This window comes from Actinacidiphila epipremni, assembly GCF_012034175.1.
GTDB classification, from domain to species: domain Bacteria; phylum Actinomycetota; class Actinomycetes; order Streptomycetales; family Streptomycetaceae; genus Actinacidiphila; species Actinacidiphila epipremni.
Map to the genome: position 1 here is coordinate 1 of NZ_JAATEJ010000039.1, position 25634 is coordinate 25634.

Here is a 25634-nt window from a genome sequence, read left to right on the forward strand (position 1 = left end):
TGGGCCGTCCGCTCGCGGCTTTCCCGTGGGGGGTCAGCTCGCTGCGTTCAGGAGTGCGTCGATGTCTGCCTCGGAGTTGTAGAAGTGCGGGGCGAACCGCAGGTTGTTCGCTCGGGTGGAGAAGGTGAGGGGGGTGGCGGCCAGGCGGGTGGCGAGGGTGGGGGCGTCGGGGACGGCGACGATGGCGGAGGGGGTGGGGAGGGGGTGGTGGCCGAGGGCGGTGAGGCCGGTGCGGAGGCGGGTGGCGAGGGCGGTGGTGTGGGCGTGGATGCGGGGGATGGTGAGTTCCTCGATGAGGGCGAGGGATTGCGCCGCGGCGACGAAGGAGAGGGCGGAGGGGCGGGCGTCGAAGCGGCGGGCGCCGGGGGCGAGGGTGGTGATCGGGCCGTACGGGGAGGCGTAGGGGTCGGCCGCGGCGTACCAGCCGGTGGAGGTCGGGGCGAGGGTGGATTCGGCGTCCGGGGCGACCGTGAGGAAGGCCGCGCCGTGGGGGGAGGTGAGCCACTTGTAGCCGTGGCAGACGACGTAGTCGTAGAGCGAGGCGTCGAGGGGGAGCCAGCCGGCGGACTGCGTGGCGTCGATGAGGGTACGGGCGCCGTGGGCGGCTGCCGCTGCGCGGATGGCGGCGAGGTCGGCGATACGGCCGTCGGCGGACTGGACGGAGCTGACGGCGACCAGCGCGGTGGTCGGGCGTACGGCGTCGGCGACGGCTTCGAGCGGGACCAGGCGCAGGTCGAGGTCGGGGCGGGCGGCGAAGGGGTGGACCAGCGCGCTGAAGTCCGCCTCGTAGGTGACGACCTCGGCCCCGGGCGGCAGGGCCGCGGCGATCAGGCCGACGGCTCCGGCCACGGTTCCGGCGAGGGCCACCTGGGTGACGGGGACGTTCACGATGCGGGCGAACGCCGCCCGGGCTGCCGCTACTGCTTCCTCGTACGCCTCGGTGGCCGGCCGCCCGGCCGACCAGTCGTCGAGCGCCGCATGGACCGCCGCGGTCGCCCTGGCCGGGGCGATCCCGAGCGTCGCCGTGTTCAGGTAGCCGGGCGCCAGGTCCCGATATTCGGCTGGCGCCAGTCCCGTTGTCCCCGTTGCGTCGACTCCGCTGGTTGCGCTGGTTGTCGCTGGCTTGCTGTCGGTGGCACTTGCTGTGCCGGTTGCTGTTGTGCTGCCGGTGGGTGTCGTTGGCATGCGGTCAAGCCTGGGGGTGGGGGTGAGGCAAAGTCCATCGCCGGGTTGTGGGGCTCATGGCTAAGCAATGCTTATGGTTGGGCGCATGATCGAGGCACGGCATCTGCGGGTTTTGCGGGCGGTGGCGCGTGGGGGGTCGTTCTCCGCGGCGGCGCGGGCGTTGGGGTGTACGCAGCCGGCGGTGAGTCAGCAGATGAAGGCGTTGGAGTTGGCCGCGGGGACGCCGTTGGTGGTGCGTGGGGGGCGGGAGACGCGGCTGACGGAGGCCGGGGTGGCGCTTGTGCGGCATGCGGACGGGATTCTCGCGGGGCTCACCGCGGCGGAGGAGGAGGTCGCGGCGATCGCGGGGTTGCGGGCCGGGCGGGTGCGGTTGGTGTCGTTTCCTTCGGGGACGGCGACGTTGGTGCCGGGGGCGGTCGCGGAGATGCGGGCGGCGCATCCGGGGACGGAGGTGTCGCTGGTGGAGGCGGAGCCGCCGCGGTCGGTGGAGATGCTGCGGGCGGGGGACTGCGACATCGCGCTGGCGTTCCGGTACGCCGACGCGGAGGAGTCGTGGGACGACCTGGTGGTGCGGCCGTTGCTGGCGGACCCGCTGGTGGGTGTCGTGCCGCCGGGGCATCCGCTGGCCGGGGCGGAGGGGGTGGAGCTGGGGGAGTTGGCGGGGGAGCGGTGGATCGCGGGGTGTCCGCGGTGCCGGACGCATCTGGTGGGGCTGTGCGCGCGGGCCGGGTTCGCGCCGCGGATCGATTTTGCGACGGACGACTATCCGGCGGTGGTGGGGCTGGTGGCGGCCGGGGTGGGGGTGGCCGTGCTGCCGCGGCTCGCGCTGGAGTCGGTGCGGGCGCGGGGCGTGGCGGTGGTTGCGCTGCGGCCGGGGGTGCGGCGCGAGGTCGTGGCACTGACGCTGCCCGACCTCGCGCACGTGCCGGCGGTCGACGTGATGCTGGGGCGGCTGGCGCGTGCGGGCCTGCGCCGGCCGTGAGGTGCGGAAACGATTCTTCGGGGGTCAGTTCTGCGTGACGGGCATCCGGTTGCGGGACCGGCCCATCATCTCCTCGCGCTCGTCCTCGGTGAGCCCGCCCCACACGCCGTACGGCTCGCGCACGGTCAGGGCGTGGGTGGCGCACTCGGCGCGTACCGGGCAGCGACTGCAGACCTCCTTGGCCGCGGCCTCGCGCGCGCTGCGGGCGGCGCCGCGTTCGCCCTCGGGGTGGAAGAACAGCGAGCTGTCGACGCCTCGGCAGGCGGCCACGAGCTGCCAGTCCCAGAGATCGGCATTGGGGCCGGGTAGGCGGGAGAAGTCTGCCATTGCTCATCCCCTCGACGGGTGCGTGACGGCCAAGACGACCTCGGTGTCTCCGACCGTACATCTACTGTCGTAGTAGATGTAAATATGACCTATCGCCAATCTACGGGCGATTAGCCCACGCTTCAGAAAAGAGCGGCCAAAGGGTGCAAAGCTGACGTCGGCGCCCGTTCAGGGGCATTCCGCGCGCTGTGTACGCCCCCGTCCGCGCCGGACCGGCTGCAGAAATGCGCCGGCTCACCCGTTCTGACCTGCGGCATAGCTGATCCGTACGCGGATGATCACGTAGAGTGCCGATGGCGGCGACCAAACTTCGTAACTCTTTCGGGTGAGGGTCGTTGAGTGTGGCGGAAGTGGTTACTTCGTACAGCCTGGAGGCACAACGTGACGCGGTTCAGCTGCGGGGGGCGGTCATGACTTCCGTCCTCGTCTGCGACGACTCCCCGCTCGCCCGAGAGGCCCTGCGCCGCGCGGTCGCGACCGTACCCGGCGTCGAGCGCGTAACGACCGCGGCCAACGGGGAGGAAGTGCTCCGCCGGTGGGGGGCCGACCGGTCCGACCTGATCCTGATGGACGTGCGGATGCCCGGCCTCGGCGGGGTCGAGACCGTACGGCGGCTGCTGTCGGCCGACCCCGGGGCGCGCATCATCATGCTCACCGTCGCGGAGGATCTGGACGGGGTCGCGCTCGCGGTCGCCGCCGGGGCCCGCGGCTATCTGCACAAGGACGCCTCACGGGCCGAGCTGCGGGCCACGGTGACGCAGGCGCTCGCCGACCCCACGTGGCGGCTCGCGCCGCGCCGGCTGCGCTCGGCCGAGATGGGCGCCGCGCCCACGCTGACCGCGCGCGAGATCCAGGTGCTGGAGGGGATGAGCCACGGGCGGTCCAACGCCGAGATCGGCCGCGAGCTGTTCCTGTCCGAGGACACCGTCAAGACGCACGCCCGGCGGCTGTTCAAGAAGCTCGGCGCCTCCGACCGCGCGCACGCCGTCGCGCTCGGCTTCCGCTGGGGCCTGGTCCGCTGAGCCGGAAGCCGGCCCGGCGGCGCGCGTGCGCACCGGGCCGCGCACCGGGTCGGATACGCCGTACGCCGGCCGGCTACGCCGTACGACGTACGGAGAAGCCGTCGGCGAGTCCACGCTTTCCCTGGGGAGGACGCATGCTTGACGTATGGACTTCCTCGGGGATCGGCGGGGGCACCAGATGGCAGACCAGCAAGCGGCGGACCGGAAACTGCGGAAAGCCGAGATGAGCGTGCCGGCCGCGGAATCCGCCGCCGGCTCGGCATCGGCGGCTCATAACGCTTCGGTGCAGAAGTACGGCCGCGATGCGGCGGAAGCACCGGCGGCGAGGCACCATGGGTGGATGCGCGACGACGACACTCCGGCCACGACGGCCATCGGTGCCCTCGTCCGCCGCGCCGCCGCGGGCGACCAGCGCGCGACCCACGAACTGCTCGCGCACGTCCACCCGCTCGCCGAGCGCTACTGCCGCACCCGGCTGTCCCGGCTGCCCGGTGACGCCCGGCACTTCGTGGACGACCTCGCGCAGGAGGTGTGCCTGGCGGTGCTGTGCGCGCTGCCGCGCTACCGCGATCTGGGGCGGCCCTTCGAGGCGTTCGTGGTCTCCATCGCCGCCCACAAGGTCGCCGACCTGCAGCGGGCCGCGATGCGCCACCCCGGCAGCACCGCCGTACCGTCCGACGAGATGCCGGAGAAGCCCGACGACTCGCTCGGGCCCGAGGAGCGGGCGCTGCTCAACAGCGACGCCGCGTGGGCCAGGGGCCTGCTGGACCGGCTGCCCGGGCATCTGCGCGAGCTGGTGCTGCTGCGGGTCGCGGTCGGGCTGAGCGCGGAGGAGACCGGCCAGGTGCTGGGCATGTCGCCGGGTGCGGTACGGGTCGCGCAGCACCGGGCGCTGAGCCGGCTGCGGGCCATCGCGGAGGAGTCGGCCGCGGCTCATCCGGCCAGTGCGCGGGGGCTGAGCGCGTAGTCCCAGGGGCTGGAGGGCACCCCGTTCGGCGTACGGATGCGCGGGTGGGCACCCCGGCCGGGTGACGGCCGGGCGGGTGGTCCGGGGAATAGCGGCGAAGCCACTACCATTGAACAACTCGCCGGGCAAGACCATTCGAGAAGGTGTCATGACGCTCAACGCCGACGGAGTAGCCGAGAAGTTCGCCGCCCTGGGCCTGACCTACGACGATGTGCTGCTGCTGCCGGGCGCGTCGGACGTGCTGCCGAACCAGGTCGACACCTCCTCGCACGTCTCCCGCAACGTCAAGGTGAACATCCCGCTGCTGTCCGCGGCGATGGACAAGGTCACCGAGGCCAGGATGGCCATCGCGATGGCCCGGCAGGGCGGCGTGGGCGTCCTGCACCGCAACCTGTCGATCGAGGACCAGGTCAACCAGGTGGACCTGGTCAAGCGGTCCGAGTCCGGCATGGTCACCGACCCGATCACGGTCCGCCCCGACGCCACGCTCGGCGAGGCGGACGCGCTGTGCGCGAAGTTCCGGATCAGCGGGGTGCCCGTCACGGACGGGTCCGGCAAGCTGCTCGGCATCGTCACCAACCGCGACATGGCCTTCGAGTCCGACCGCAGCCGCCAGGTCCGCGAGGTCATGACGCCGATGCCGCTGGTCACCGGCAAGGTCGGGATCTCCCGGGTGGACGCGGTGGCGCTGCTGCGCCGGCACAAGATCGAGAAGCTGCCGCTCGTCGACGACGAGGGCAAGCTGAGCGGCCTGATCACCGTGAAGGACTTCGTCAAGGCCGAGCAGTATCCGCAGGCCGCGAAGGACTCCGAGGGCCGGCTCATCGTCGGCGCGGCCGTCGGCACCGGGCCCGAGGCGCTGGACCGCGCGGTCGCGCTGGTCGGCGCGGGCGTGGACTTCCTGGTCGTCGACACCTCGCACGGCCACAACAGCAACGCGCTCAACTGGATGGCGAAGATCAAGTCCGCGGTGGACGTGGACGTCATCGGCGGCAACGTCGCCACGCGAGACGGTGCGCGCGCGCTCATCGACGCGGGCGTGGACGGGGTCAAGGTCGGCGTCGGACCCGGCTCCATCTGTACGACCCGGGTCGTCGCCGGCATCGGCGTGCCGCAGGTCACCGCGATCTACGAGGCGGCGCTGGCCTGCCAGGACGCGGGGGTGCCGGTCATCGGCGACGGCGGGCTCCAGTACAGCGGCGACATCGGCAAGGCGCTGGCCGCGGGGGCGGACACGGTGATGCTCGGCAGCCTGCTCGCGGGGTGCGAGGAGTCGCCGGGCGAGCTGCTGTTCATCAACGGCAAGCAGTTCAAGTCCTACCGCGGGATGGGCTCGCTCGGCGCGATGCAGTCGCGGGGGCAGGGGCGCTCGTACTCCAAGGACCGCTACTTCCAGGCGGAGGTCTCCTCGGACGACAAGCTCGTGCCCGAGGGCATCGAGGGCCAGGTCCCCTACCGCGGCCCCCTGTCCGCGGTGCTCCACCAACTCGTCGGCGGCCTCCGCCAGACCATGGGCTACGTCGGCGCGGCGAATGTTCCCGAGATGCGCACGAAGGGCCGCTTCGTCCGCATCACCGCGGCGGGCCTCAAGGAGTCCCACCCCCACGACATCCAGATGACCGTCGAGGCCCCCAACTACCACGGCTAGGCGCTCCGCGCCCGGTGCTTTTCAGGGGCGCGGGGCTGTGTTTGCTGTGCGGCTGCCGCCGCTTGGGCGCGCCCGGTCGGGGGCTGCGGCTGCGCCGCGGGGTGCTTTTTCAGGGGCGCGGGGAACTGCGCGACCAGCCAAGAACCGGCGTGCACGTCGCCACCGTCCCAAAGGGGCTGTTCGGTCCGATCCGGACCACCGGCCGGTGGCCGGTTGCGCGCGCAGTTCCCCGCGCCCCTGGTGGTTGGCGTCCGGCGCAGGCGCAGCTCCTCGTACGGGATACTGGGCCCGCGAGTAGAGAAAAGGAGCGCGATGTGACAGAGATCGAGATCGGGCGGGGCAAGCGCGGGCGCAGGGCGTATTCGTTCGACGACATCGCCGTGGTGCCGAGCCGCCGTACGCGGGACCCGAAAGAAGTCTCGATCGCGTGGCAGATCGACGCCTACCGGTTCGAGCTGCCGTTCCTCGCCGCGCCGATGGACTCCGTCGTCTCGCCGGAGACGGCGATCAGGATCGGGCGGCTCGGCGGGCTCGGGGTGCTGAACCTCGAAGGGCTGTGGACGCGCTACGACGACCCCGAGCCGCTGCTCGCGGAGATCGCCGAGCTGGACGACCTGCGGGCGACCGCGCGGCTCCAGGAGATCTACCGCGCCCCGATCCGCGAGGAGCTGATCGGGCAGCGCATCAAGGAGGTCAGGGACGCCGGTGTGGTGACGGCGGCGGCGCTGTCGCCGCAGCGCACCGCGCAGTTCTCCAAGACGGTCGTGGACGCCGGCGTCGACCTGTTCGTCATCCGGGGCACCACCGTCTCCGCCGAGCACGTCAGCGGTTCGCACGAGCCGCTGAACCTCAAGCAGTTCATCTACGAGCTGGACGTCCCGGTCATCGTCGGCGGCTGCGCCACCTACACCGCGGCGCTGCACCTGATGCGTACCGGCGCGGCCGGTGTGCTCGTCGGGTTCGGCGGCGGGGCCGCGCACACCACCCGCAGCGTGCTGGGCATCCAGGTGCCGATGGCCACCGCGGTCGCGGATGTCGCGGCGGCCCGCCGGGACTACATGGACGAGTCCGGCGGCCGGTATGTGCACGTCATCGCGGACGGCGGCTTCGGCGCGAGCGGCGACCTGCCCAAGGCGATCGCGTGCGGCGCGGACGCGGTGATGATGGGCTCGCCGCTGGCCCGGGCGACCGACGCGCCGGGGCGGGGTTTCCACTGGGGCATGGAGGCGGTCAACCCCGAGCTGCCGCGCGGCAAGCGGATGAACCTCGGCACGAAGGGCACGACGGAGCAGATCCTGCTCGGCCCCTCGCACGCGCCGGACGGCTCGATGAACTTCTTCGGCGCCCTGCGCCGCTCGATGGCGACCACCGGCTACTCGGAGCTCAAGGAGTTCCAGCGCGTCGAGGTCACCGTCTCCCCGACGCACCACCGCTGAGCGGGGACGTACGGACACGCCGAAGGGGCGGCCCCGCGCGGGGCCGCCCCTTCGGGCGTGGGTGAGCGGGCGTCAGCTGTTGGCCACCCGCTTGGTGATGACGAAGCCTTCGACCGCGGCGATGGCGTAGAAGAAGAAGTCCATGCCGTCCATCGCGTCCTTCCACGCGCTGTTCACCAGGCCGTAGTGGTCGGTGAGGATCGTCATCACGCCGGGCGCGCCCGGGAGCGTCGCCATGAGCAGCGCGATGCCGAAGACCTGGCCGGCGTAGACGCCGAAGAGCGCCAGCGGGATGCCGATGACGGGCAGTGCGGGGTTGCGTCCGCCGACCTTGGCGAGCGCGAAGCCGACGAGCGCGCCGACGGCGACCGCCGCGTAGCCGATCTCGTGCTTCGTGCCGCGGATGAGCAGGCCGTAGAGCACCGCGGCGACGAGCGCGGCGGCGAAGCCGGCGACGACGCCGAGGCCGACGTTGCCGCCCGGGGCCGCGCCGATCGGCGCCGGCGGGGCGTACGCGGCGGCGTTGAAGCCGCCGGGGGCCGCGCCGGGCGCGCCGCCGGGAGCGGGGGCGGCGTACGGGGAGGCGGGGTAGGGCGACTGCGGCTGCTGCTGCGGCGGCTGCTGCGCGTACGGGTTCCCGCCGGGCTGCGGCGGAGGGTAGTTGGCGCTCATGAGAGGTCCCCCGGGGACGGACTGCTTGGGATCGCACGGCGGATGGGTGCGGCTTCGGCGTGCCTGCTTGATGCGCGCAGCCCCGTGTGCGAATGGTGACGCCGAAATCTAGCAGGGGGGACGGACAATCGGACAAGATGATTCATCTGGTCGTTACAGGACTCGTACGTCGTCCCCCTCACAGCCGCGCGGACGCCCCCGCCGGGGTCGCGCCCCGGGTGTCCAGCAGCAACTGCGCCTTCACGGCCAGGCCCTGGAGGTCGTACGTGCGGTGGTGCTGGAGCAGCAGCGTCAGATCGGCCTCGGCCGCGGCCTCCCACAGCGAGTCCGCGCGCGGCACCGGGCGGTCCATGACGCGCCACTGGGGGACGTAGGGGTCGTGGTAGCACAGCTGCGCGCCCAGTTCGAGCAGCCGGGTGCCGATCTCCCGGGCGGGGGCGCCCTGCTGGTCGGCGAGGTCGGCCTTGTAGGTGACGCCGAGCAGCAGCACCCGGGCGCCGCGCAGCGACTTGCCGTGCTCGTTGAGCAGGGCCGCGGCGCGCTGGACGACATAGCGCGGCATGCGCGCGTTGACCTCCTGGGCGAGCTCGACCATCCGCAGGGTGTGGCCGGGCAGCCGGGGGTGGGCCGGCGGGGTGAAGTGCGGGGCGGCGTTGGGGTCGAGGGCGTGGGCGGGGCCGCCGACGCCGGGGCCGGGGCGGAAGGCCTGGAAGCCGAAGGGCTTGGTCTCGGCGCAGCGGATGACGTCCCACAGGTCGACGCCGATCTCGTGGCAGAAGACCGCCATCTCGTTGGCGAAGGCGATGTTGACGTGCCGGTAGTTGGTCTCCAGCAGCTTGACGGCCTCGGCCTCGCGGGTGCCGCGGGCGCGTACGACGCGCTCGGTGAGCCGGCCGTAGAAGGCGGCGGCGGCCTCGGTGCAGGCGGGGGTGTGGCCGCCGACGACCTTGGGGGTGGTGGCGAACCGGACGGTGCGGTTGCCGGGGTCGAGGCGGCCGGGGGAGTAGGCGAGGTGGAAGTCGCGGCCGGCCCGTAGCCCGTGCGCCTCCAGCAGCGGGCGCAGGAAGCCCTCGGTGGTGCCGGGGTAGACCGGCGACTCCAGCACCACCGTGGTGTGCGGGCGCAGGTGCGGGGCGAGCGCGCGGGCCGCGGCGGCGACCGCCGACAGGTCCAGGGCGTGGTCCTCGCCGGGCGGGGTGGGGGCGCAGATCGCCGCGGTGCGCACCCGGCCGAGCACGGCGGGGTCGGCGGTGGCGCGGAAGCCGCCGGAGAGCATCCGGCGCAGGTCGGCGGCGGCGAGCGAGCCGGGCGGCACCCGGCCGGCCGTGATGTCCGCCACGGTGGCGGGGTCGGGGTCGTAGCCGATGACGCCGATGCCGGCGGCCGTCGCGGCCTGGGCGAGCGCGAGTCCGGTGTCGCCGAGTCCGAGGACGGCGAGGTCTGCGGGCATGGGGGTTCCTCCCTGACGACCACCACGAACGACCACGAACGACGGCCCCGAATGGGCTCACGCATGGCGTCAAAGCAGGCTAACCAGACAAATCACTGATATGACCGCACGCCGCGCCGTGCGGCGACGTACGGTGGTCTGTGATCGACCTACTCGGCGGTACGGTCCCGCTCGGACCGCACCGGAAGAGGCCGGCTGTGCCGTCCGCCCTGGCAGCGGGCGGCCCGGCCGGTCACTATCGGAGGGAGGAGGCAGGTCCCACGCCGGACCCGCCTCCCGTACAGCCCGAGCGGAACCGACCGACAGCCCGACGATCGCCGGCAGGCACGGAGGCACGGATGCGTACGACGACTCTCGGACCGGAACAGCGGTCCGCGGCCATCGCCCGGATGGCGGAGCAGGAGCTGGACATCCTGGTGGTGGGCGGCGGTGTCGTCGGCGCCGGGACCGCGCTGGACGCCGCGACCCGCGGCCTGACCACCGGGCTCGTCGAGGCCCGCGACTGGGCCGCCGGCACCTCCAGCCGCTCCAGCAAGCTCATCCACGGCGGGCTGCGCTATCTGGAGATGCTGGACTTCGCCCTGGTCAGGGAGGCGCTGAAGGAGCGCGGGCTGCTGCTGGAGCGGCTCGCCCCGCACCTGGTCAAGCCGGTGCCCTTCCTCTACCCGCTCCAGCACAAGGGCTGGGAGCGGCTCTACGCCGGCTCCGGCGTCGCCCTCTACGACGCGATGTCGGTCTCCTCCGGGCACGGCCGCGGCCTGCCCGTCCACCGCCACCTCACCCGCAAGCACGCCCTGCGGGTCGCCCCCGCGCTGCGCAAGGACGCCCTGGTCGGCGCGCTGCAGTATTACGACGCCCAGGTCGACGACGCGCGCTTCGTCGCGACCCTCATCCGTACCGCCGCCTCCTACGGCGCGCATGTCGCCAACGGGGTGCGGGTGGTCGGCTTCCTGCGCGAGGGCGAGCGGGTCGTCGGGGCCCGGATCCACGACACCGAGACCGGCGCCGAGCACGACGTACGGGCCAAGCAGATCGTCAACGCCACCGGCGTGTGGACCGACGACACGCAGGCGCTCATCAACGAGCGCGGGCAGTTCCACGTCCGGGCGTCCAAGGGCATCCACCTGGTCGTGCCCAAGGACCGCATCCACTCCACCACCGGGCTCATCCTGCGCACCGAGAAGAGCGTCCTGTTCGTCATCCCGTGGGGCCGGCACTGGATCGTGGGCACCACCGACACCGACTGGGACCTCGACAAGGCCCACCCCGCCGCCTCCAGCGCCGACATCGACTATCTGCTCGACCACGTCAACTCGGTGCTCGCCACCCCGCTGACCAGGGACGACGTCCAGGGCGTCTACGCCGGGCTGCGCCCGCTGCTGGCCGGCGAGTCCGACGCGACCAGCAAGCTCTCCCGCGAGCACACCGTCGCCCACCCGGCGCCCGGCCTGGTCGTCGTGGCCGGCGGGAAGTACACCACCTACCGCGTCATGGCCAAGGACGCCGTCGACGAGGCGGTGCACGGCCTGGACCACCGGGTCGCGCCCTGCTGCACCGAGGAGGTGCCGCTCGCCGGCGCCGAGGGCTACCAGGCGCAGTGGAACGCCCGCGCCAGGACCGCCGCCCGCACCGGCGTGCACGTCGCCCGCATCGAGCACCTGCTCGGCCGCTACGGCGGGCTCGCCACCGAGGTGCTGGAGCTCATCGAGGCCGACCCCACGCTCGCCGCGCCGCTCACCGGAGCCGACGACTACCTGCGCGCCGAGGTCGTCTACGCCGCCGCCGCCGAGGGCGCCCGGCACCTGGACGACGTGCTCGCCCGCCGTACCCGTATCTCGATCGAGACCTTCGACCGCGGCACCCGCAGCGCCCGCGAGGCCGCCGAGCTGATGGCACCGGTCCTGGGCTGGGACGCCGCGCAGATCGACCGCGAAGTCGAGTACTACGGCAAGCGGGTGGAGGCCGAACGCGAGTCGCAGCTCCAGCCCGACGACCTGACCGCGGATGCCGCCAGGCTCGGAGCGCCGGATATCGTGCCACTCTAGGCGCGAGGCGTCTGGGCGCGGCAGAACGCGCGAACGGGGGACAGGCGGAGGAGCGCGACATGGGTGACATGGGCGGCACGACCGGGACCGCCGGGCGGGCCGACGAGGGGCGGCTCGTCGCGGGCCGCTACCGGCTGCTGGAGCGCATCGGGCGCGGCGGCATGGGCACCGTGTGGCGGGCGCAGGACGAGCTGCTGGACCGTCAGGTCGCCGTCAAGAAGCTGCATCCGCCGCAGCCGCACATGGGTGACGAGGAGTTGGCCACCCTCTTCGAGCGCACCCGCCGCGAGGCACGCGCCGCCGCCCGGATCAGCCACCCCAACGTCATCGTCGTGCACGACGTCGTCGACGACGCAGGACTGCCGTCCATCGTCATGGAGTACGTCCCCTCCGTGACGCTCGGCGAACTGCTCAAGGAGCGCGGCGCCCTGCCGCCCGCCGAGGCCGCCCGGATCGGCCGCGGCATGATCGCCGCGCTCATCGCCGCCCACCGCGCCGGCATCCTGCACCGCGACGTCAAGCCCGGCAACGTCCTGCTCGGCCACGGCCAGGACGGCAGCCCCGCGCAGGCCGGGCGGGGGCGGGTGGTCCTCACCGACTTCGGCATAGCCCAGGCGTCCGGCACCTCCACCCTGACCCGCACCGGCGAGCTCATCGGCTCCATCGACTTCCTGTCCCCCGAGCGCATCCGCGGCGCCGCCCCCGGCCCCGAGGCCGACATGTGGGCGCTGGGCGCCACGCTCTACCAGGCCGTCGAGGGCAGCTCGCCCTTCCGCCGGCCCACCGCGATCGAGACCGCGTACGCCATCGCCGAGGAGCCCGTCGCACCGCCGCCGAACGCCGGGGCGCTCACCGACGTCATCGCCGGGCTGCTGGCCAAGGAGCCCGGCAAGCGGCTGTCGGCGGCGGAGGCCGAGCGGATGCTGCGGATACCGGCGGCCGAGCAGGACACCGCGCTCGTCGACGTCGGCGGCACCGGGCCCACCCGGGTGCTGCCGCCGCCCGCGAACGGCACGGGCGGCGGGACCGGCTCCGGGCCCGTACCCGGCCCGCGCACCGGCACCTTCGGCCCGTACCCGACGCCGTACGCCACGCCCGCGCAACCGCAGCCCCAGCCGCAGCACGCCGGCTACGCCACCGGGTCCTTCCCGCCCGGCGGCGCCCCCGCGCAGGGCGCGCCGCCCCCGCACCACCCTCCACCCCGGCGGCGGACCGGCCGCTGGATCGCCGCCGCGGTCGCGGTCGCCGTCGTGGCCGGCGCTGTCGCCGTGGCCCTGGACCGCGCCCACCGCGGCAACACCGCCGGCGGCGACCCCACCGCCACCCCCACCGCGACCGCCACCACCCCGGTCACCACCCCCGTCACCACCGATCCCACCGATGACCCCACCGCGCCCCCCACGACCGAGCCGCCCGCCACGTACGAGCCGCCGCCCGTCCCGGACGGCTACCACCTGGAGGACCAGGACAACCGCGGCTACAGCGTGCCCGTGCCCGACGGCTGGCGGAAGAAGGTCGAGGACGACGGCGACCAGGTCAGCTACGTCGACCCCACCGGCACCGTCGGCCTGAAGATCAGCGCCCTGGACTACGCCGGCCCCGACCCGTACCAGCACTGGCTGGACCTGGAGCCGCAGACCGCCGCGAAGGTCGACCAGTACCACCAGGAGCGCATGGAGCGGACCAAGACGCCCGACGGGCAGAACGCCGCGCTGTGGCAGTTCACCTTCGAGGGGTCCAGCGCCACCTTCCGCGCCGTCGACCTCGGCTTCGGCAAGGAGGGCGGGCGCGAGTACGCGGTGTACCTGTCGGCGCCCAAGGCGCAGTGGACGCACTACAAACCCGTCTTCGACAACGCCGTCGCCGGCTTCCGCGAGCACGACTGAGCCCACCACCCGTGCGCCGGGGGCGTATTGGCCTGCGGGTGCCCGCGTCGGGGATGATGGGGATTCACACCGCACGACCACAGAGGGAAGCCATGAGCGAGGTCGAAGGTACCGCCGGACGTCTGCTCGCCGACCGGTACCGGCTCGACGGCGTGCTCGGCAAGGGCGGCATGGGCACGGTCTGGCGCGCGACCGACGAGACCCTGGGCCGTACCGTCGCCGTCAAGGAACTGCGCTTCCCGGGCAACGTGGACGACGAGGAGAAGCGCCGGCTGGTCACCCGGACCTTGCGCGAGGCCAAGGCCACCGCGCGGATCCGCAACACCGGCGCGATCACCGTCTTCGACGTCGTCAAGGAGGACGACCGGCCCTGGATCGTGATGGAGCTCATCGAGGGCCGCTCGCTGTCGGACCGGATACGCGAGGACGGGCCGCTGACCCCGCGCCGGGCCGCCGAGGTCGGCCTGGTCGTGCTGGAGGTGCTGTCCGCCGCGCACCGCGAGGGCATCCTGCACCGCGACGTCAAACCCTCCAACGTGCTCATCGCCGACGACGGCCGGGTCGTCCTCAGCGACTTCGGCATCGCCCAGATCGACGGCGACCCGTCCGTCACCTCCACCGGCATGCTGGTCGGCGCCCCCTCCTACATCTCGCCCGAGCGCGCCCGCGGCCACAAGCCCGGGCCGCCCGCCGACCTGTGGTCGCTGGGCGCGCTCCTCTACGCGGCCGTCGAGGGCCGGCCGCCCTACGACAAGGGCTCGGCGATCGCCACCCTGACCGCGGTGATGACCGAGCCGGTGCCGCCCATGCCCAACGCCGGGCGGCTCGCGCCGGCCATCGCCGGGCTGCTCATCAAGGACCCCGACAAGCGACTGGCCGAGCCGGCGGCGCGGGCGCTGCTGGAGCAGGTCGCGAACGCGCCGGAGCCGCCGGTGGCCGCGCCGCGGATATCGAGCGGCGAGACCGGTACGACGCTGCTGCCCGTGAACGCGGCGGACGCCGCCCCCGCGGCCGGCGCCCAGGCCGCGCAGGGCGTGCAGCCTGCGCCGGACCTGGAGCGGGCCCGCGAGGCGCTGCGGGCGGTGCGCAGGGCCGCCGCCCGGCCCGTCCCCAAGCCCAGGCCCGCGCCCGAGCACGGCAGCCCCGCCGACGCCCCGCCGCCCGCGCGGGCCTCCCTCGGCGACGTCCTGCCGCGCCGCCGGCTCGGCATCATCGCCGTGGCCGTCCTCGCGGTGCTGGCCGCGCTGATCGGCGTCCTCATCGCGACCTCCGGCGGCGGCGACGGCGGCGGTTCGGGCTCCGGCGCCGGCTCCAAGGGCGACACCAAGAACGGCACCACCGCCGGCGCCGGCAGCCACGGGAAGGGCGCCGCCACCACGACCGCCGCCCCCGCCGCCACCACGGCCGCCCGCGGCGGCGACGACCAGGGCGACGACCACGGCGGCGGAAAGGGCAAGGGCAAAGGCAAGGGCGGCGGCGACGACCAGGGCACGACCGAGGACACCGCGCTGACCGCCCCCGCCGGCTTCCAGCTGGTCACCGCCAAGGGCGGCGCGATCCTCGCCATCCCGGCGACCTGGAAGCGCCTGCCCGACACCAACTACGCCACCGGCACCTACTACGGCGGCCCCGACGGCTCCCGCCTGATGGTCGACTACACCCGCACCCCCGGCCCCAGCGCGCTCGCCGACTGGCAGAAGAAGGCCGCGCACAACACCATCCCCGGCTACCGCACCATCGGCGTCCGGAGCGTCGACTACCGCACGTACGACGCCGCCGACTGGGAGTACAAGCGTACGAACGGGGGTAAGCAAGAACATGTTCTGAACCGCGGGATGGTCACCGACCCGGGGCACGGGTACGCGCTGCTGTTCACCACGCCCGCCGAGGACTGGAACAGCGCCGCGAACGTCCATGTGCGCGACGTCGTCTTCGCTACCTTCAAACCGGCCGAGTGAGCTTCCCGCAGCACGTATGGTGAGGGTGCGCGAACCGTACGCATCCGGAGCGGGCCAGGGAGGGGGCGCCGTGGACGAATACGCAGGGCGGGTGCTCGCCGACCGCTACCGGCTGCCCCGGCCGCCGGCCGACGAGTACGAGCTCGTCGAGACCCGCGCCTTCGACACCTACAGCGGCCAGGAGGTCCTGGTCCACCAGGTGCTGCTGCCCGAGGTGGTCGGCGCGGACTTCGCCACCGAGGGCTTCGCGGACGACGGGCCCGACATGCTCGGCGAGAGCGCCCGGCGCGCTTTGGAGGCGGCGCGGGCCGCCGCCGCCATACCGGACCATCCGCGGCTGGTGCAGGTCTTCGACATCTTCGTCGAGAGCGGCAGCCTGTGGATCGCGAGCGAACTGGTGTCCGGCCGGCCGCTCGCCGCGTTACTGGCCGAACGGCCGCTGGACGCCTACCGCGCCGCCGAGATCGCCTCCGACGTGCTCACCGCGCTGCGGGCGCTGCACGCGAACGGCTGGACGCACCGCAACGTCACCGCGAGCACGGTGCTGGTGTGCGACGACGGCCGGGCGATGCTCGGCGGGCTGGCCGCCGGCGCCGCGCAGGAGGCGCTGTGCGGCTACGACCCGCTGCCCGAGCCGGTTCCGGCGATGAGCGGGCCCGGCACGGCGGCCGGCGCGGACGAGCCGGACGGCCCCGGCGGCACCGCCGGCTCGGGCGGCGACCGCGGCGACCATGGCGACCACGACGGCCCGCCGCCGCCCGCCGACCCGGCCGCCTGGCACGGCCCGCGCTCCGCGCTGGAGGCCGAGCGGGCCCGGCAGAACCGCATCACCGTCGTCGGCGCCGTCACCGAGCGCTGGGCGCCCGAGCAGGCCCACCCGGTGCACGAGAAGTGGCAGCTCTCCCCGCCGGTCGGCCCGCCCGCCGACCTGTGGGCGCTCGGCTCGCTGCTCTTCCGCAGCGTCCAGGGCCATCCGCCGTACCCGGAGGAGAACGCCGCCGAGCTGGTCCAGATGGTGTGCGCCGAGCCGCCCGCCTTCGCCGAGGAGTGCGGGCCGCTGCGCCCGCTCGTCGAGTCGCTGCTGCGGCCCGACCCCGAGGAGCGCCCCGAGGCCGAGGAGCTGGGCGGCTGGCTGCGCTCGCTGATCCGCTCCGCGCCCGAACCCGACCTGGGCCTGCAGACCGTGCCGGTCATCGCCGACCCGGCGAAGCTGCCGGTCAAGCGGCGCAAGGGCGAGCTGGTACGGCGCAGGCGGCGGGAGGCCGCCGACCCCGGCGGGCCCCAGCACCGCCGGCACGCCCGCGGCAAGCAGGCCCGGCCGGCACGGGCGCCCAGGCCCGCGCGGGAACGGGTCAAGCGCAGCGAGGTGCAGCAGGAGCACTTCCACCAGGAGCAGGTGGTCTCCTCCCGCCGCCCGGCCTCCGGCGGCGGCGACTCCTCGCCGCGCCGACTCGGCGCCCGGCTGCTGGTGCTGGTCCTGGCGGTGCTGGTCGCGCTGGTGGTCTTCGCGGTGCTGCTCATGCCGCACCGCGGCGGCTCCGGCGACGACTCCTCGGGCGACCGTACGGTCCCGGCGCAGATGCCCGGCTCCGGCGGCGGCTCCAAGGACGACGGGGCCGACGGGAACGACGGGAACGGCGGCGCGAAGGACACGGCGACGGCGCCCACCAAGGCGCCCACCAAGCCCGCCACCCACGCCCCCACCACCGCGGCGCCGCCCGCCGCCCCACCCGACCTCGGCCCGGACTTCGCGCTGAAGGCCGACCCGGCCGGCTTCACCGTCGCCGTCCACACCGGATGGCAGCGGACGGCCAAGAACGCCAAGGACCAGGTGCGTTACACCGGCAGCGACCTGACCATGACGGTCGTGCCCGGCCGCGACAAGGCCACCGGCGACAGCCAGGACCCGCTGGCCTACCAGCTCGTCGAGCCCGAACTCGCCGACTTCCGCGCCTCGTCGTGGTCCTCGGCGGCGGGCCTGCAGACCGTCACCGTGCAGGGCCGGCCGGCCGCCGAGGGCGAGTACACCTGGCGGGACGCCAACCAGCAGACGGTGTACGCCCGTAACCTCGCGATCCAGATCGGCGGCCGTTACCACGTCGTCCTCATCTACGGACCCGACTCGCAACGGGCCGCGGTGCAGCGGGCGTTCGACAAGGTCGTGGAGACCTACACCGTCAACTGACGTCCCCCGCCGGCCGATGCGCCCCGCCGTGGGGAGAACCCGGGGAGAGCGCGTGAGCGCGCCGGACCGCGGGCCGGGGTGCGGCATGATGAGCGCATGGCTGGCTACGGGGGCCGCGGCGGGCATCCGCCGCGGGTCGTCGCCGGGCGCTACCGGGTGGCCGGGCGCCTCGGCCGCGGCGGCATGGGCACGGTGTGGGCGGCGACCGACGAGCTGCTGCACCGCCGGGTCGCCGTCAAGGAACTGCACCTGCCCGGCGACGGCGAACCCGGCCGGCAGCTGGACCGCGCGCTGCGCGAGGCCCGCAGCGTCGCCCGGATCCGGCACCCCAACGTCGTGGTCGTTTACGACGTGGTCGAGCAGGACGGCAGCCCGTGGATCGTGATGGAGCTGGTCGACGGCCGCTCGCTCGCCGACGTACTGCGTGACGACGGCCCGCTGCCGCCGCGCGAGGCCGCCCGGGTGGGCGCGGCCGTCGCCGGCGCGCTGCTCGCCGCGCACGAGCACGGCATCCAGCACCGGGACGTCAAGCCGGCGAACGTGCTGATCGACCGGGCCGACGGCCGGGTCGTGCTGACCGACTTCGGCATCGCCCGCGTCCCGGGCAGCGCCACGATCAGCGAGACCGGCGGCTTCGTCGGCTCGCCCGAATACACCGCGCCCGAGCGGATGTCGGGCGCGCCGGCCGGGCCCGAGTCGGACCTGTGGTCGCTGGGCGCGCTGCTGTGCGCGGCGGTCGACGGCCGCTCGCCCTTCCAGCGCGAGTCGATCGGCGAGATCGTGCACGCCGTCGCGATCGGCGACATCACCCCGCCGGCCGCCGTCGGCCCGCTCATGCCGGTCGTGCGCGGCCTGCTGGAGCGCGACCCGGCGCGCCGGATGGCCGCGGCCGAGGTGCAGACGGTGCTGGTCGCGTACGCCGAGACCGGCGTGGAGCCGCCGACGCCCGACGCGCCCACCACGCCGGAGCTGCCCGCCGAGCGGCCGGTACGGCGGCGGGGCGCACGGCGGCGGGTGCTGGGGGCGCTGGCGGCGGCGACGCTCATCGCGGTGGTGGCCGGCGGCACGGCCGCGCTCGTCGTCACCCGCGGCCAGGACGGCACCGCCTCGGCCGCGCCCGTATCAACGACGCCGGTGGCGACGACGCCGGCCCGTACGCCCACGCCCACGACCGCGAGCCCCACGCCGACGCCCACGCCCACCGTGCCGGCCGGTTTCGTACGCGTCACCGACAAGCGCGGCTTCTCCGTCGCGCTGCCGGCCGACTACCGGCGCGAGGAGGTGCCGCCGCGGGTCTACTACTGGTCGCAGGACCGGGACTTCCGCTTCGGCGAGCGCGTCCAGCCGCCCGCCGCGGGCAGCCCGTACGCGATCATGAGCGGCCAGGACGCCGCCGCCCGCCGCCCCAAGGGCCCGTACGCCGGCTACCGGGACGGCGTCGTGACCCGCACGACGCAGCACGGCGAGGAGGCCGCGCTGTGGGAGTTCACGTACGACGGCTTCGCGGACGGCAAGGGCCCGCGCCGCACCTTCGACCTGTGCTGGGTGCAGGACGGCCGGATATACGACATCTGGCTCTCGGGCCCGCTGGCGCTCTCGGAGCAGACCCGGGCCACCTTCGACGCGGCCCGCGCGAGCTTCACGCCGTAGCCGCGACGCGGCGCAGGGCGGCGATGCCCTCGTCCAGGGCCGCCTCCAGGTGGGCGGCGCTGCCGGTCGACATCAGCAGCAGCACCCCGCCCTGGATCCCGGCCAGCAGCGCGCGGGCCGCCCGGTCCGGATCGAGGTCGGGCGCGGCCTCGCCGGCCGTCTGCATGTGCCGGATGCCGGCGGCGAGCCGGGCCTGCCACCGCTCCATCAGCCCGCTGACGACCGCGCGGGTCGCCTGCGTGGACCGGCCGGCCTCCGACACCGCGATGCTCAGCGGGCAGTCCTGGCCCTGCTCCCGGTAGCGGGCCACGACCTTGTCCCGCCAGTCCCGCCACGCCTGCCACGAGGTGAGCGCGTCCAGCTCCGGCTGCTGGTCGGCGATGACGCGCTCGGCCTCGTGCCGCGCGACGGCCAGGAACAGCTCCTCCTTCCCGCCGGGGAAGTAGTGGAAGAGCTGGCTCTTGCTGGTGGCGGTGCGGGCCAGGACGTCGTCGAGGGTCACCGAGAAGACGCCCTGCGCGCGGATCTCGTCGGCCGCGCCGGCCACGATGCGCCGGCGGGTGGCGGCGCCCCTGCTGGTCAGGGTCATCGTCCGGGTCCCCTTTCCTTTTTCCTTGCCTTCCTCACGGGAGGAGCAGCAGCTTGCCGGTGGTCCGGCGCGACTCCAGGTCGGCGTGCGCGGTCGCGGCGTCCTTGAGCGGGTAGCGCCCGCCGACGAGCACCGAGATCCGGCCCTGCTCCAGCATCGCGAACACCTCGGCGCTGCGCCGCACCAGGGCCTCCCGGGTGCGGACGTGGTGCTGCACCACCGGGTACGACAGCAGGATGCTGTTGGGCAGGTCCGTCACGGCGAAGGACGGTACGCCCATGAACGGGCCGTAGTACGCGTGCACGCCGTGCGGGCGCAGGGCCAGCTGCGAGGAGCGGAAGGTGGGGATGCCGCCGCCGTCGTAGACGACGTGCGCGCCCTCGCCGCCGGTCAGCTCCCTGACCTGCTCCTCGAAGCCGCCGCCGGCCGAGACCAGGACGTGGTCGGCGCCGGCCTCGGCGGCGACCGCCGCCTTCTCCTGCCGGGAGACCAGGCCGATGACGCGGGCGCCGCGGGCCTTGGCCATCTGCGTGACCAGCCGGCCCACGCCGCCGGCCGCCGCGTGCACGACGGCGGTGTCGCCGGGGCCGATCGGATACGTCTCGGTGGTGAAGTGGTTGGCGGTCAGGCCCTGCATCATGACCGCCGCGGCGGTCTCGTCGGCCACGCCGTCGGGGACGCGGACCAGCGAGGTGACCGGGATCGCGGCGAGTTCGGCGTAGCTGCCGGGGTGGTAGAACCACGCGACCCGGTCGCCGACCGCGAAGCCCTCGGCCTCGGCGCCCTCGCCGAGCGCGGTGACGCGGCCGGCGCCCTCGACGCCGAGCAGGAACGGCGGCGCCCAGCCGGGCCCGCCGACCTGCCGGGCGCCGACGTCCATGTAGTTCACCCCGGCGACGGCGACCCTCACCAGGGCCTCGCCGGGTCCCGGCACGGGGTCGGGGAGCGCGGTCCACTCCATGACCTCGGTGCCGCCGTGCGCTTCGATGCGGATCGCGTGCATGAGCCGTGCCTCCTCGGGGCAGGTCGCGTGCCCTGGACGGCCCGCGTGTCTTCGACGGTAGGAAGCGGAAATTGGACCGGCAAGTCCAGTTTTGCGCCGCGGTCCGTCGGCGGTCCGCCCGGTGGTACGCCCGCGGTATGCCGTACGCCGTCGGTCCGCGTACGCGCCGGTCCGTACGCCCGTACGAGCCGGCGCCGTACGCCCCGGGCCAGGGTGTTACCGGCGGTAGAAAGTGGCTACTCATGGGTAGCCAGCCGCGGCCCCGCGTCGTAATCTCACCGGCATGACGGATTCGCCGGAGCTGAAGCCCACCGCCCCCGCGGCCCCCGCACCCGCCGGCCAGGACGCGCCCGGCGCCCCCGGCGCTACCGGCGGCAATCCCGCCGCCCCGCGCGGCGACCGCGGGCCCGCCGACGTCGTCACGCCCGCGCTGCTGGCCCGGCTCACCCGCGGCCTGCCCGGCGCCGGCCGCACGGTCAGCCACACCCCGCTCACCGGCGAGGAGCTGGCCTCCTTCCCCGAGGCGTCGCCCGACGACGTCGCCGCCGCCTTCGCCGCCGCCCGCACCGCCCAGCGCGCCTGGGCCGCGACGCCGGCCCGCAGGCGCGCCGCCGTGCTGCTGCGCTTCCACGACCTCGTCCTCGCCCGGCAGGCCGAGGTGCTGGACCTCATCCAGGTCGAGACCGGCAAGGCCCGGCTGCACGCCCACGAGGAGGTCCAGGTCGTCGCGATGTCGGCCCGGCACTACGGGCGCAAGGCCCCCTCCTACCTCGCACCGCGCCGGCACCAGGGCGCGATCCCGGCGCTGACCCGGGCGGTCGAGCTGCGCCAGCCGCGCGGGGTCGTCGGGCAGATCGCGCCCTGGAACTACCCCTTCGAGCTGTCCGTCGGCGACGCGCTGCCCGCCTTCGCCGCCGGCAACGCCGTCGTGATGAAGCCCGACACCGAGACCGCGCTGACCGCCCTGTGGGCGCGCGAGCAGCTGGTCGAGGCGGGGCTGCCGGACGGCGTGTGGCAGATCGTGATCGGCGACGGGCCGGTCGTCGGCCCCGCGGTCGTCGACCACGCCGACTACGTGTCCTTCACCGGCTCCACCCGCACCGGCCGCGAGGTCGCCCGGCGCGCCGCCGACCGGCTGGTGGGCGCGAGCCTGGAGCTGGGCGGCAAGAACGCGCTGCTCGTGCTGCACGACGCCGACCTCGACAAGGCCGCCGAGGGCGCGGTCCGCGCGTGCTTCGCCTCCGCGGGCCAGCTGTGCATCTCCGTCGAGCGGCTGTTCGTCCACGCGTCGGTCGCCGACGCCTTCCTGGAGCGCTTCGCCGCCCGCACCCGCGCGCTCAGGCTCGGCACCGCGCTCGCGTACGGCGCCGGCATGGGCTCGCTCGTCGGCCCGCGGCAGCTGGAGGTCGTCACCCGGCATGTGGACGAGGCCCGCGACAAGGGCGCCCGCGTCCTCGCCGGCGGCCGGCACCGGCCGGACATCGGCCCGTACGTCTACGAGCCGACGATCCTCGACGGCGTCGAGCCGCCGATGGCGGTGTGCGCCGAGGAGACCTTCGGGCCGGTCGTGTCCGTCTACCGCTTCCGCGACGAGGACGAGGCGGTGGAGCGCGCCAACGCCACCGAGTACGGCCTCAACTCCAGCGTCTGGACCAAGGACGTACGCCGGGGCGCCCGGATCGCGGCCCGGCTGCGCTCGGGCACCGTCAACGTCAACGAGGCGTACGCCGCCGCGTACGGCAGCGTCCGGGCGCCCATGGGCGGCATGAAGGACTCCGGGCTCGGCCGGCGGCACGGCTCCGAGGGCATCCTGAAGTTCACCGAGGCCCAGACCGTCGCCACCCAGCGGCTGCTGCCGCTCGCGCCCGCGCTCGGCATGGACGACGAGAAGTACGCGGCCTTCCTGAGCCGCTCGCTGCGGCTGATGAAGACCCTGCGGATGCGCTGAGGAGGGCCCGTGGCAACCGACGACACGCAGGACACGGCAGGCGGCGGTGACGGCTTCGACTACGACGTCCTCGTCGTCGGCTCCGGCTTCGGCGGCTCGGTCGCGGCGCTGCGGCTGACCGAGAAGGGCTACCGCGTCGGCGTGCTGGAGGCCGGCCGCCGCTTCGCCCGCGAGGAGCTGCCCAAGAACTCCTGGGCGCTGCGCGACTACCTGTGGGCGCCCGCCCTCGGCCTGTACGGCATCCAGCGCATCCACGTCCTCGGCAACGTCCTGGTGCTGGCCGGCGCCGGCGTCGGCGGCGGGTCGCTCAACTACGCCAACACCCTGTACGTGCCGCCGGCCGCCTTCTTCCGCGACCGCCAGTGGGGTGACATCACCGACTGGCAGCGGGAGTTGGCGCCGTACTACGACCAGGCCCGGCGGATGCTCGGGGTGCGGCTCAACCCCACCGTCACGCCCTCCGACGAGCACCTGAGGGCCGCCGCCGAGGCGATGGGCGTCGGCGACACCTTCCACCTCGCGCCGGTCGGGGTCTTCTTCGGCGACGGCGAGGACGCCGACGGCAGTGCGAAGGCCGCGCCCGGCCAGGAGGTGCCCGACCCGTACTTCGGCGGCGCCGGGCCCAGCCGGCGGGCCTGCACGCAGTGCGGGGAGTGCATGACCGGGTGCCGGCACGGCGCGAAGAACACCCTCAACGAGAACTACCTCCACCTGGCGCAGCAGGCCGGCGCCGTCGTCCACCCCATGACGACGGTCGTGGACCTCACCGAGGACCCCGAGGGGGGCTACCGGGTCACCGCCGTGCCCACCGACCGGCGCAGGAAGGGCCGGCGGCAGGTGCTGCGGGCCCGGCAGGTCGTGCTCGCGGCCGGCACGTACGGCACGCAGACGCTGCTGCACACCATGCGGGACACGGGCCGGCTGCCCGGCATCCCGGCCCGGCTCGGCGAGCTGACCCGCACCAACTCCGAGGCGCTGGTGGGCGCGCAGACCTCGCCGCGCCGCTACCGGAAGAAATTCCCGGGCCGCACACCGGACTTCACCCGGGGCGTCGCGATCACCTCGTCGGTGCACCCCAACGACCACACCCACATCGAGCCGGTGCGCTACGGGCGCGGCTCCAACTCGATGGGCTCCTTCTCGATCCTCGCCGCGCCCCACCGCGGCCGGCTGCCGCGCTGGCTGGAGTTCGTCGGCGCGAACCTGCGGCACCCGGTGCTCGCGGCGCTGTCGATGTCCAACCGGCGCTGGTCGGAACGGACGATCATCGGCCTGGTCATGCAGACCAGCGACAACTCGCTGGCCACCTACCGCAAGCGGCGCGGCCTCGGCAAGGGCCTGCTCACCGCCCGGCAGGGCCACGGCGAGCCCAACCCCGTGCACATCCCCGAGGGCGCGCAGGCCGCGCGGCTGATCGCCGAGCAGATCAACGGCTTCGCCGGCAGCAACATTGGCGAGGCGGTGCAGCGCCCGATGACCGCGCACTTCCTCGGCGGCTGCCCGATCGGCGCGGACGCCGAGCACGGCGTCATCGACCCGTACCACCGGCTGTTCGGGCACCCGGGCATCCATGTGGTGGACGGCGCGGCGGTGTCGGCGAACCTGGGCGTCAACCCGTCGCTGACCATCACCGCGCAGGCCGAGCGGGCGATGGCACTGTGGCCCAACAAGGGCGAGGCCGATCCGCGCCCGGCGCAGGGCGAGGGCTACCGGCCGGTCGCGGCGGTGCCGCCGGCCGCGCCCGCGGTGCCGGCGGACGCCTTCGGCGGGCTGCGGCTGCCGCTGCTGCCGGTGCCCGAGGTGCCGCCCGCGGGGACGCACACACGGTAATGTGTGCGTTACGGTGATTCCGCGGCTTTGCCGCAGAGCGGCCGGTACCGGGCGTCCCCGGAACCGACCGCCTCTTTGAAGGTGTGGCCGGGCTGCTGTCCCCTGCCGTCCGGCCACCGGTACCGGTGCGAGGTCCCACGGCGGGCGCATCGCTGCAGCCGCCTCATCGCACCGGTCATCATCCCGCCCAGCTGCGTCTGGGCGGTGTCCATCTCCACGCGTGGTGTTGGTGACCGCCCCTGGCTGACACGGACACCACCTCCAACGAAGGCGCCGCGGGCCGGTCACGTGCCGTTCGGGTGATCCCCCTCGAAAGGGTCGCCGTCCGGCCGCGCCGCCTCGCCGTCCGCACCGGGCCGCCCCGGCGTCACACCGTGCCCCGGCACAGCTCCAGGAGCGTCATCGCCACCGACGTGCCGGGGCGGCCGAGCGCGTCGCCGTACGTCCGCAGGATCTCCATCTCCCGCGCCAGGTGCACGCGCCGCCCGCCGGCGCCCATCCTGGCCTGCTGCACGGCGCGGGAGGCCGCCATGCGCTCCTGGACCAGGGCGATGATGCGGGCGTCGAGGTCGTCGATACGGGCCCGGTTCGCGGCGATGACCTCCTCGGGGGCGGAGGGCTGCGGCTGCTGCATGGGTACGGTCACGGTCTGCTCCATCGGTTGCTGGGCCGACCTCCCGGCGCCGGGGCGGCCGTACAGCCCGGGCGGAAACGACAGGCGCCCCGGGCCGTACGGCCCGGGGCGCCTGGAAGTCGCGGTGTCTAGCGGCACACGCGACGCGACCATGGCAGCCGGCCGGGCCGGGTGCCATAGGTAAACGCGAAGCTGTGCGCGGTCATGGGGGTGAGTG

The 25634-nt window shown here is 74.2% G+C and carries 19 protein-coding genes; 12 read left to right on the plus strand and 7 right to left on the minus strand.

What is annotated here, in order from left to right; translation table 11 throughout:
- Positions 1–33: 33 nt before the first annotated feature.
- Positions 34–1185: an aminotransferase class V-fold PLP-dependent enzyme gene (locus HCN08_RS32285; RefSeq protein ID WP_167986879.1), complete on the minus strand. Its 1152-nt coding sequence runs from the start codon at positions 1183–1185 to the stop codon at positions 34–36.
- Positions 1186–1270: 85 nt separating this feature from the next.
- Between HCN08_RS32285 and HCN08_RS32290 the strand changes: the two genes are divergently transcribed.
- Complete coding sequence (locus HCN08_RS32290) at positions 1271–2167, plus strand: LysR family transcriptional regulator (protein ID WP_167986880.1); 897 nt, start codon at positions 1271–1273, stop codon at positions 2165–2167.
- Positions 2168–2191: 24 nt separating this feature from the next.
- On the opposite strand, the gene HCN08_RS32295 is transcribed toward HCN08_RS32290, so the two are convergent.
- Positions 2192–2494 carry a WhiB family transcriptional regulator gene (locus HCN08_RS32295; RefSeq protein ID WP_167986881.1) on the minus strand — a complete coding sequence of 101 codons (303 nt, stop codon included), beginning with the start codon at positions 2492–2494 and terminating at the stop codon, positions 2192–2194.
- A 410-nt stretch (positions 2495–2904) separates the two neighbouring features.
- Here HCN08_RS32295 and HCN08_RS32300 point away from each other — a divergent pair, with 410 nt between their 5' ends.
- The 4 genes from HCN08_RS32300 to HCN08_RS32315 all read left to right on the plus strand — a co-directional run bounded on the left by HCN08_RS32300 (position 2905) and on the right by HCN08_RS32315 (position 7567).
- Entirely contained in the window at positions 2905–3516 is a 612-nt protein-coding gene (locus tag HCN08_RS32300) for a response regulator transcription factor (RefSeq protein WP_003948568.1), read from the plus strand.
- A gap of 340 nt (positions 3517–3856) precedes the next feature.
- Positions 3857–4483: an RNA polymerase sigma factor ShbA gene (gene shbA, locus HCN08_RS32305; RefSeq protein WP_167986882.1), complete on the plus strand. Its 627-nt coding sequence runs from the start codon at positions 3857–3859 to the stop codon at positions 4481–4483.
- A gap of 148 nt (positions 4484–4631) precedes the next feature.
- The gene (guaB, locus tag HCN08_RS32310) at positions 4632–6131 is read left to right on the plus strand and encodes an IMP dehydrogenase (RefSeq protein ID WP_167986883.1); all 1500 of its coding nucleotides are present in this window, start codon (positions 4632–4634) and stop codon (positions 6129–6131) included.
- A gap of 314 nt (positions 6132–6445) precedes the next feature.
- Complete coding sequence (locus HCN08_RS32315; protein WP_167986884.1) at positions 6446–7567, plus strand: GuaB3 family IMP dehydrogenase-related protein; 1122 nt, start codon at positions 6446–6448, stop codon at positions 7565–7567.
- Positions 7568–7639: 72 nt separating this feature from the next.
- Here HCN08_RS32315 and HCN08_RS32320 read toward each other — a convergent pair whose 3' ends face one another.
- Both HCN08_RS32320 and HCN08_RS32325 read right to left on the minus strand, forming a co-directional pair.
- Positions 7640–8239: a hypothetical protein gene (locus HCN08_RS32320; protein WP_167986885.1), complete on the minus strand. Its 600-nt coding sequence runs from the start codon at positions 8237–8239 to the stop codon at positions 7640–7642.
- A gap of 178 nt (positions 8240–8417) precedes the next feature.
- A complete protein-coding gene (locus tag HCN08_RS32325; protein ID WP_167986886.1) occupies positions 8418–9689 on the minus strand; it encodes a nucleotide sugar dehydrogenase in 1272 nt (423 codons plus the stop codon).
- Positions 9690–10027: 338 nt separating this feature from the next.
- Here HCN08_RS32325 and HCN08_RS32330 point away from each other — a divergent pair, with 338 nt between their 5' ends.
- From HCN08_RS32330 to HCN08_RS32350, 5 genes are all read left to right on the plus strand, one after another.
- On the plus strand, positions 10028–11734 hold the full coding sequence (locus tag HCN08_RS32330; protein WP_167986887.1) for a glycerol-3-phosphate dehydrogenase/oxidase: 1707 nt from the start codon (positions 10028–10030) through the stop codon (positions 11732–11734).
- Between the two features lie 59 nt (positions 11735–11793).
- Positions 11794–13620 (plus strand): serine/threonine-protein kinase, encoded by a 1827-nt coding sequence (locus tag HCN08_RS32335; protein WP_240970652.1) that lies wholly within the window; start codon positions 11794–11796, stop codon positions 13618–13620.
- A 92-nt stretch (positions 13621–13712) separates the two neighbouring features.
- Positions 13713–15578: a serine/threonine-protein kinase gene (locus HCN08_RS32340; protein ID WP_167986888.1), complete on the plus strand. Its 1866-nt coding sequence runs from the start codon at positions 13713–13715 to the stop codon at positions 15576–15578.
- 70 nt (positions 15579–15648) lie between these two features.
- Positions 15649–17763, plus strand: a complete 2115-nt coding sequence (locus HCN08_RS32345; protein ID WP_167986889.1) for a protein kinase — start codon at positions 15649–15651, stop codon at positions 17761–17763.
- A 96-nt stretch (positions 17764–17859) separates the two neighbouring features.
- Positions 17860–19413, plus strand: a complete 1554-nt coding sequence (locus HCN08_RS32350; RefSeq protein WP_167986890.1) for a serine/threonine-protein kinase — start codon at positions 17860–17862, stop codon at positions 19411–19413.
- Here HCN08_RS32350 and HCN08_RS32355 read toward each other — a convergent pair.
- Together HCN08_RS32355 and HCN08_RS32360 are read right to left on the minus strand one after the other, a co-directional pair.
- A complete protein-coding gene (locus HCN08_RS32355; protein ID WP_167986891.1) occupies positions 19403–20002 on the minus strand; it encodes a TetR/AcrR family transcriptional regulator in 600 nt (199 codons plus the stop codon). The genes HCN08_RS32350 and HCN08_RS32355 overlap by 11 nt on opposite strands.
- A 34-nt stretch (positions 20003–20036) precedes the next feature.
- Positions 20037–21005 carry a quinone oxidoreductase family protein gene (locus tag HCN08_RS32360; protein ID WP_167986892.1) on the minus strand — a complete coding sequence of 323 codons (969 nt, stop codon included), beginning with the start codon at positions 21003–21005 and terminating at the stop codon, positions 20037–20039.
- 283 nt (positions 21006–21288) lie between these two features.
- On the opposite strand from HCN08_RS32360, the gene HCN08_RS32365 reads away from it, so the two are divergent.
- A complete protein-coding gene (locus tag HCN08_RS32365; protein ID WP_167986893.1) occupies positions 21289–22953 on the plus strand; it encodes a succinic semialdehyde dehydrogenase in 1665 nt (554 codons plus the stop codon).
- A 9-nt stretch (positions 22954–22962) separates the two neighbouring features.
- Positions 22963–24783, plus strand: coding sequence for a GMC family oxidoreductase N-terminal domain-containing protein (locus tag HCN08_RS32370; protein ID WP_167986894.1), 1821 nt, complete (start codon positions 22963–22965; stop codon positions 24781–24783).
- A 367-nt stretch (positions 24784–25150) separates the two neighbouring features.
- Here the strand turns inward: HCN08_RS32370 and HCN08_RS32375 are convergent, their stop codons facing one another.
- The gene (locus HCN08_RS32375; RefSeq protein WP_167986895.1) at positions 25151–25441 is read right to left on the minus strand and encodes a chorismate mutase; all 291 of its coding nucleotides are present in this window, start codon (positions 25439–25441) and stop codon (positions 25151–25153) included.
- Positions 25442–25634: the final 193 nt, after the last annotated feature.

What these genes read in the sequence shown, in the direction of transcription:
- HCN08_RS32285 (WP_167986879.1), bottom strand. Translation starts at nt 1,185, where the DNA reads ATGCCAACGACACCCACCGGCAGCACAACAGCAACCGGCACAGCAAGT.
- HCN08_RS32290 (WP_167986880.1), top strand. Translation starts at nt 1,271, where the DNA reads ATGATCGAGGCACGGCATCTGCGGGTTTTGCGGGCGGTGGCGCGTGGG.
- HCN08_RS32295 (WP_167986881.1), bottom strand. Translation starts at nt 2,494, where the DNA reads ATGGCAGACTTCTCCCGCCTACCCGGCCCCAATGCCGATCTCTGGGAC.
- HCN08_RS32300 (WP_003948568.1), top strand. Translation starts at nt 2,905, where the DNA reads ATGACTTCCGTCCTCGTCTGCGACGACTCCCCGCTCGCCCGAGAGGCC.
- shbA (WP_167986882.1), top strand. Translation starts at nt 3,857, where the DNA reads ATGCGCGACGACGACACTCCGGCCACGACGGCCATCGGTGCCCTCGTC.
- guaB (WP_167986883.1), top strand. Translation starts at nt 4,632, where the DNA reads ATGACGCTCAACGCCGACGGAGTAGCCGAGAAGTTCGCCGCCCTGGGC.
- HCN08_RS32320 (WP_167986885.1), bottom strand. Translation starts at nt 8,239, where the DNA reads ATGAGCGCCAACTACCCTCCGCCGCAGCCCGGCGGGAACCCGTACGCG.
- HCN08_RS32325 (WP_167986886.1), bottom strand. Translation starts at nt 9,689, where the DNA reads ATGCCCGCAGACCTCGCCGTCCTCGGACTCGGCGACACCGGACTCGCG.
- HCN08_RS32330 (WP_167986887.1), top strand. Translation starts at nt 10,028, where the DNA reads ATGCGTACGACGACTCTCGGACCGGAACAGCGGTCCGCGGCCATCGCC.
- HCN08_RS32335 (WP_240970652.1), top strand. Translation starts at nt 11,794, where the DNA reads ATGGGTGACATGGGCGGCACGACCGGGACCGCCGGGCGGGCCGACGAG.
- HCN08_RS32340 (WP_167986888.1), top strand. Translation starts at nt 13,713, where the DNA reads ATGAGCGAGGTCGAAGGTACCGCCGGACGTCTGCTCGCCGACCGGTAC.
- HCN08_RS32350 (WP_167986890.1), top strand. Translation starts at nt 17,860, where the DNA reads ATGGCTGGCTACGGGGGCCGCGGCGGGCATCCGCCGCGGGTCGTCGCC.
- HCN08_RS32355 (WP_167986891.1), bottom strand. Translation starts at nt 20,002, where the DNA reads ATGACCCTGACCAGCAGGGGCGCCGCCACCCGCCGGCGCATCGTGGCC.
- HCN08_RS32360 (WP_167986892.1), bottom strand. Translation starts at nt 21,005, where the DNA reads ATGCACGCGATCCGCATCGAAGCGCACGGCGGCACCGAGGTCATGGAG.
- HCN08_RS32365 (WP_167986893.1), top strand. Translation starts at nt 21,289, where the DNA reads ATGACGGATTCGCCGGAGCTGAAGCCCACCGCCCCCGCGGCCCCCGCA.
- HCN08_RS32375 (WP_167986895.1), bottom strand. Translation starts at nt 25,441, where the DNA reads ATGGAGCAGACCGTGACCGTACCCATGCAGCAGCCGCAGCCCTCCGCC.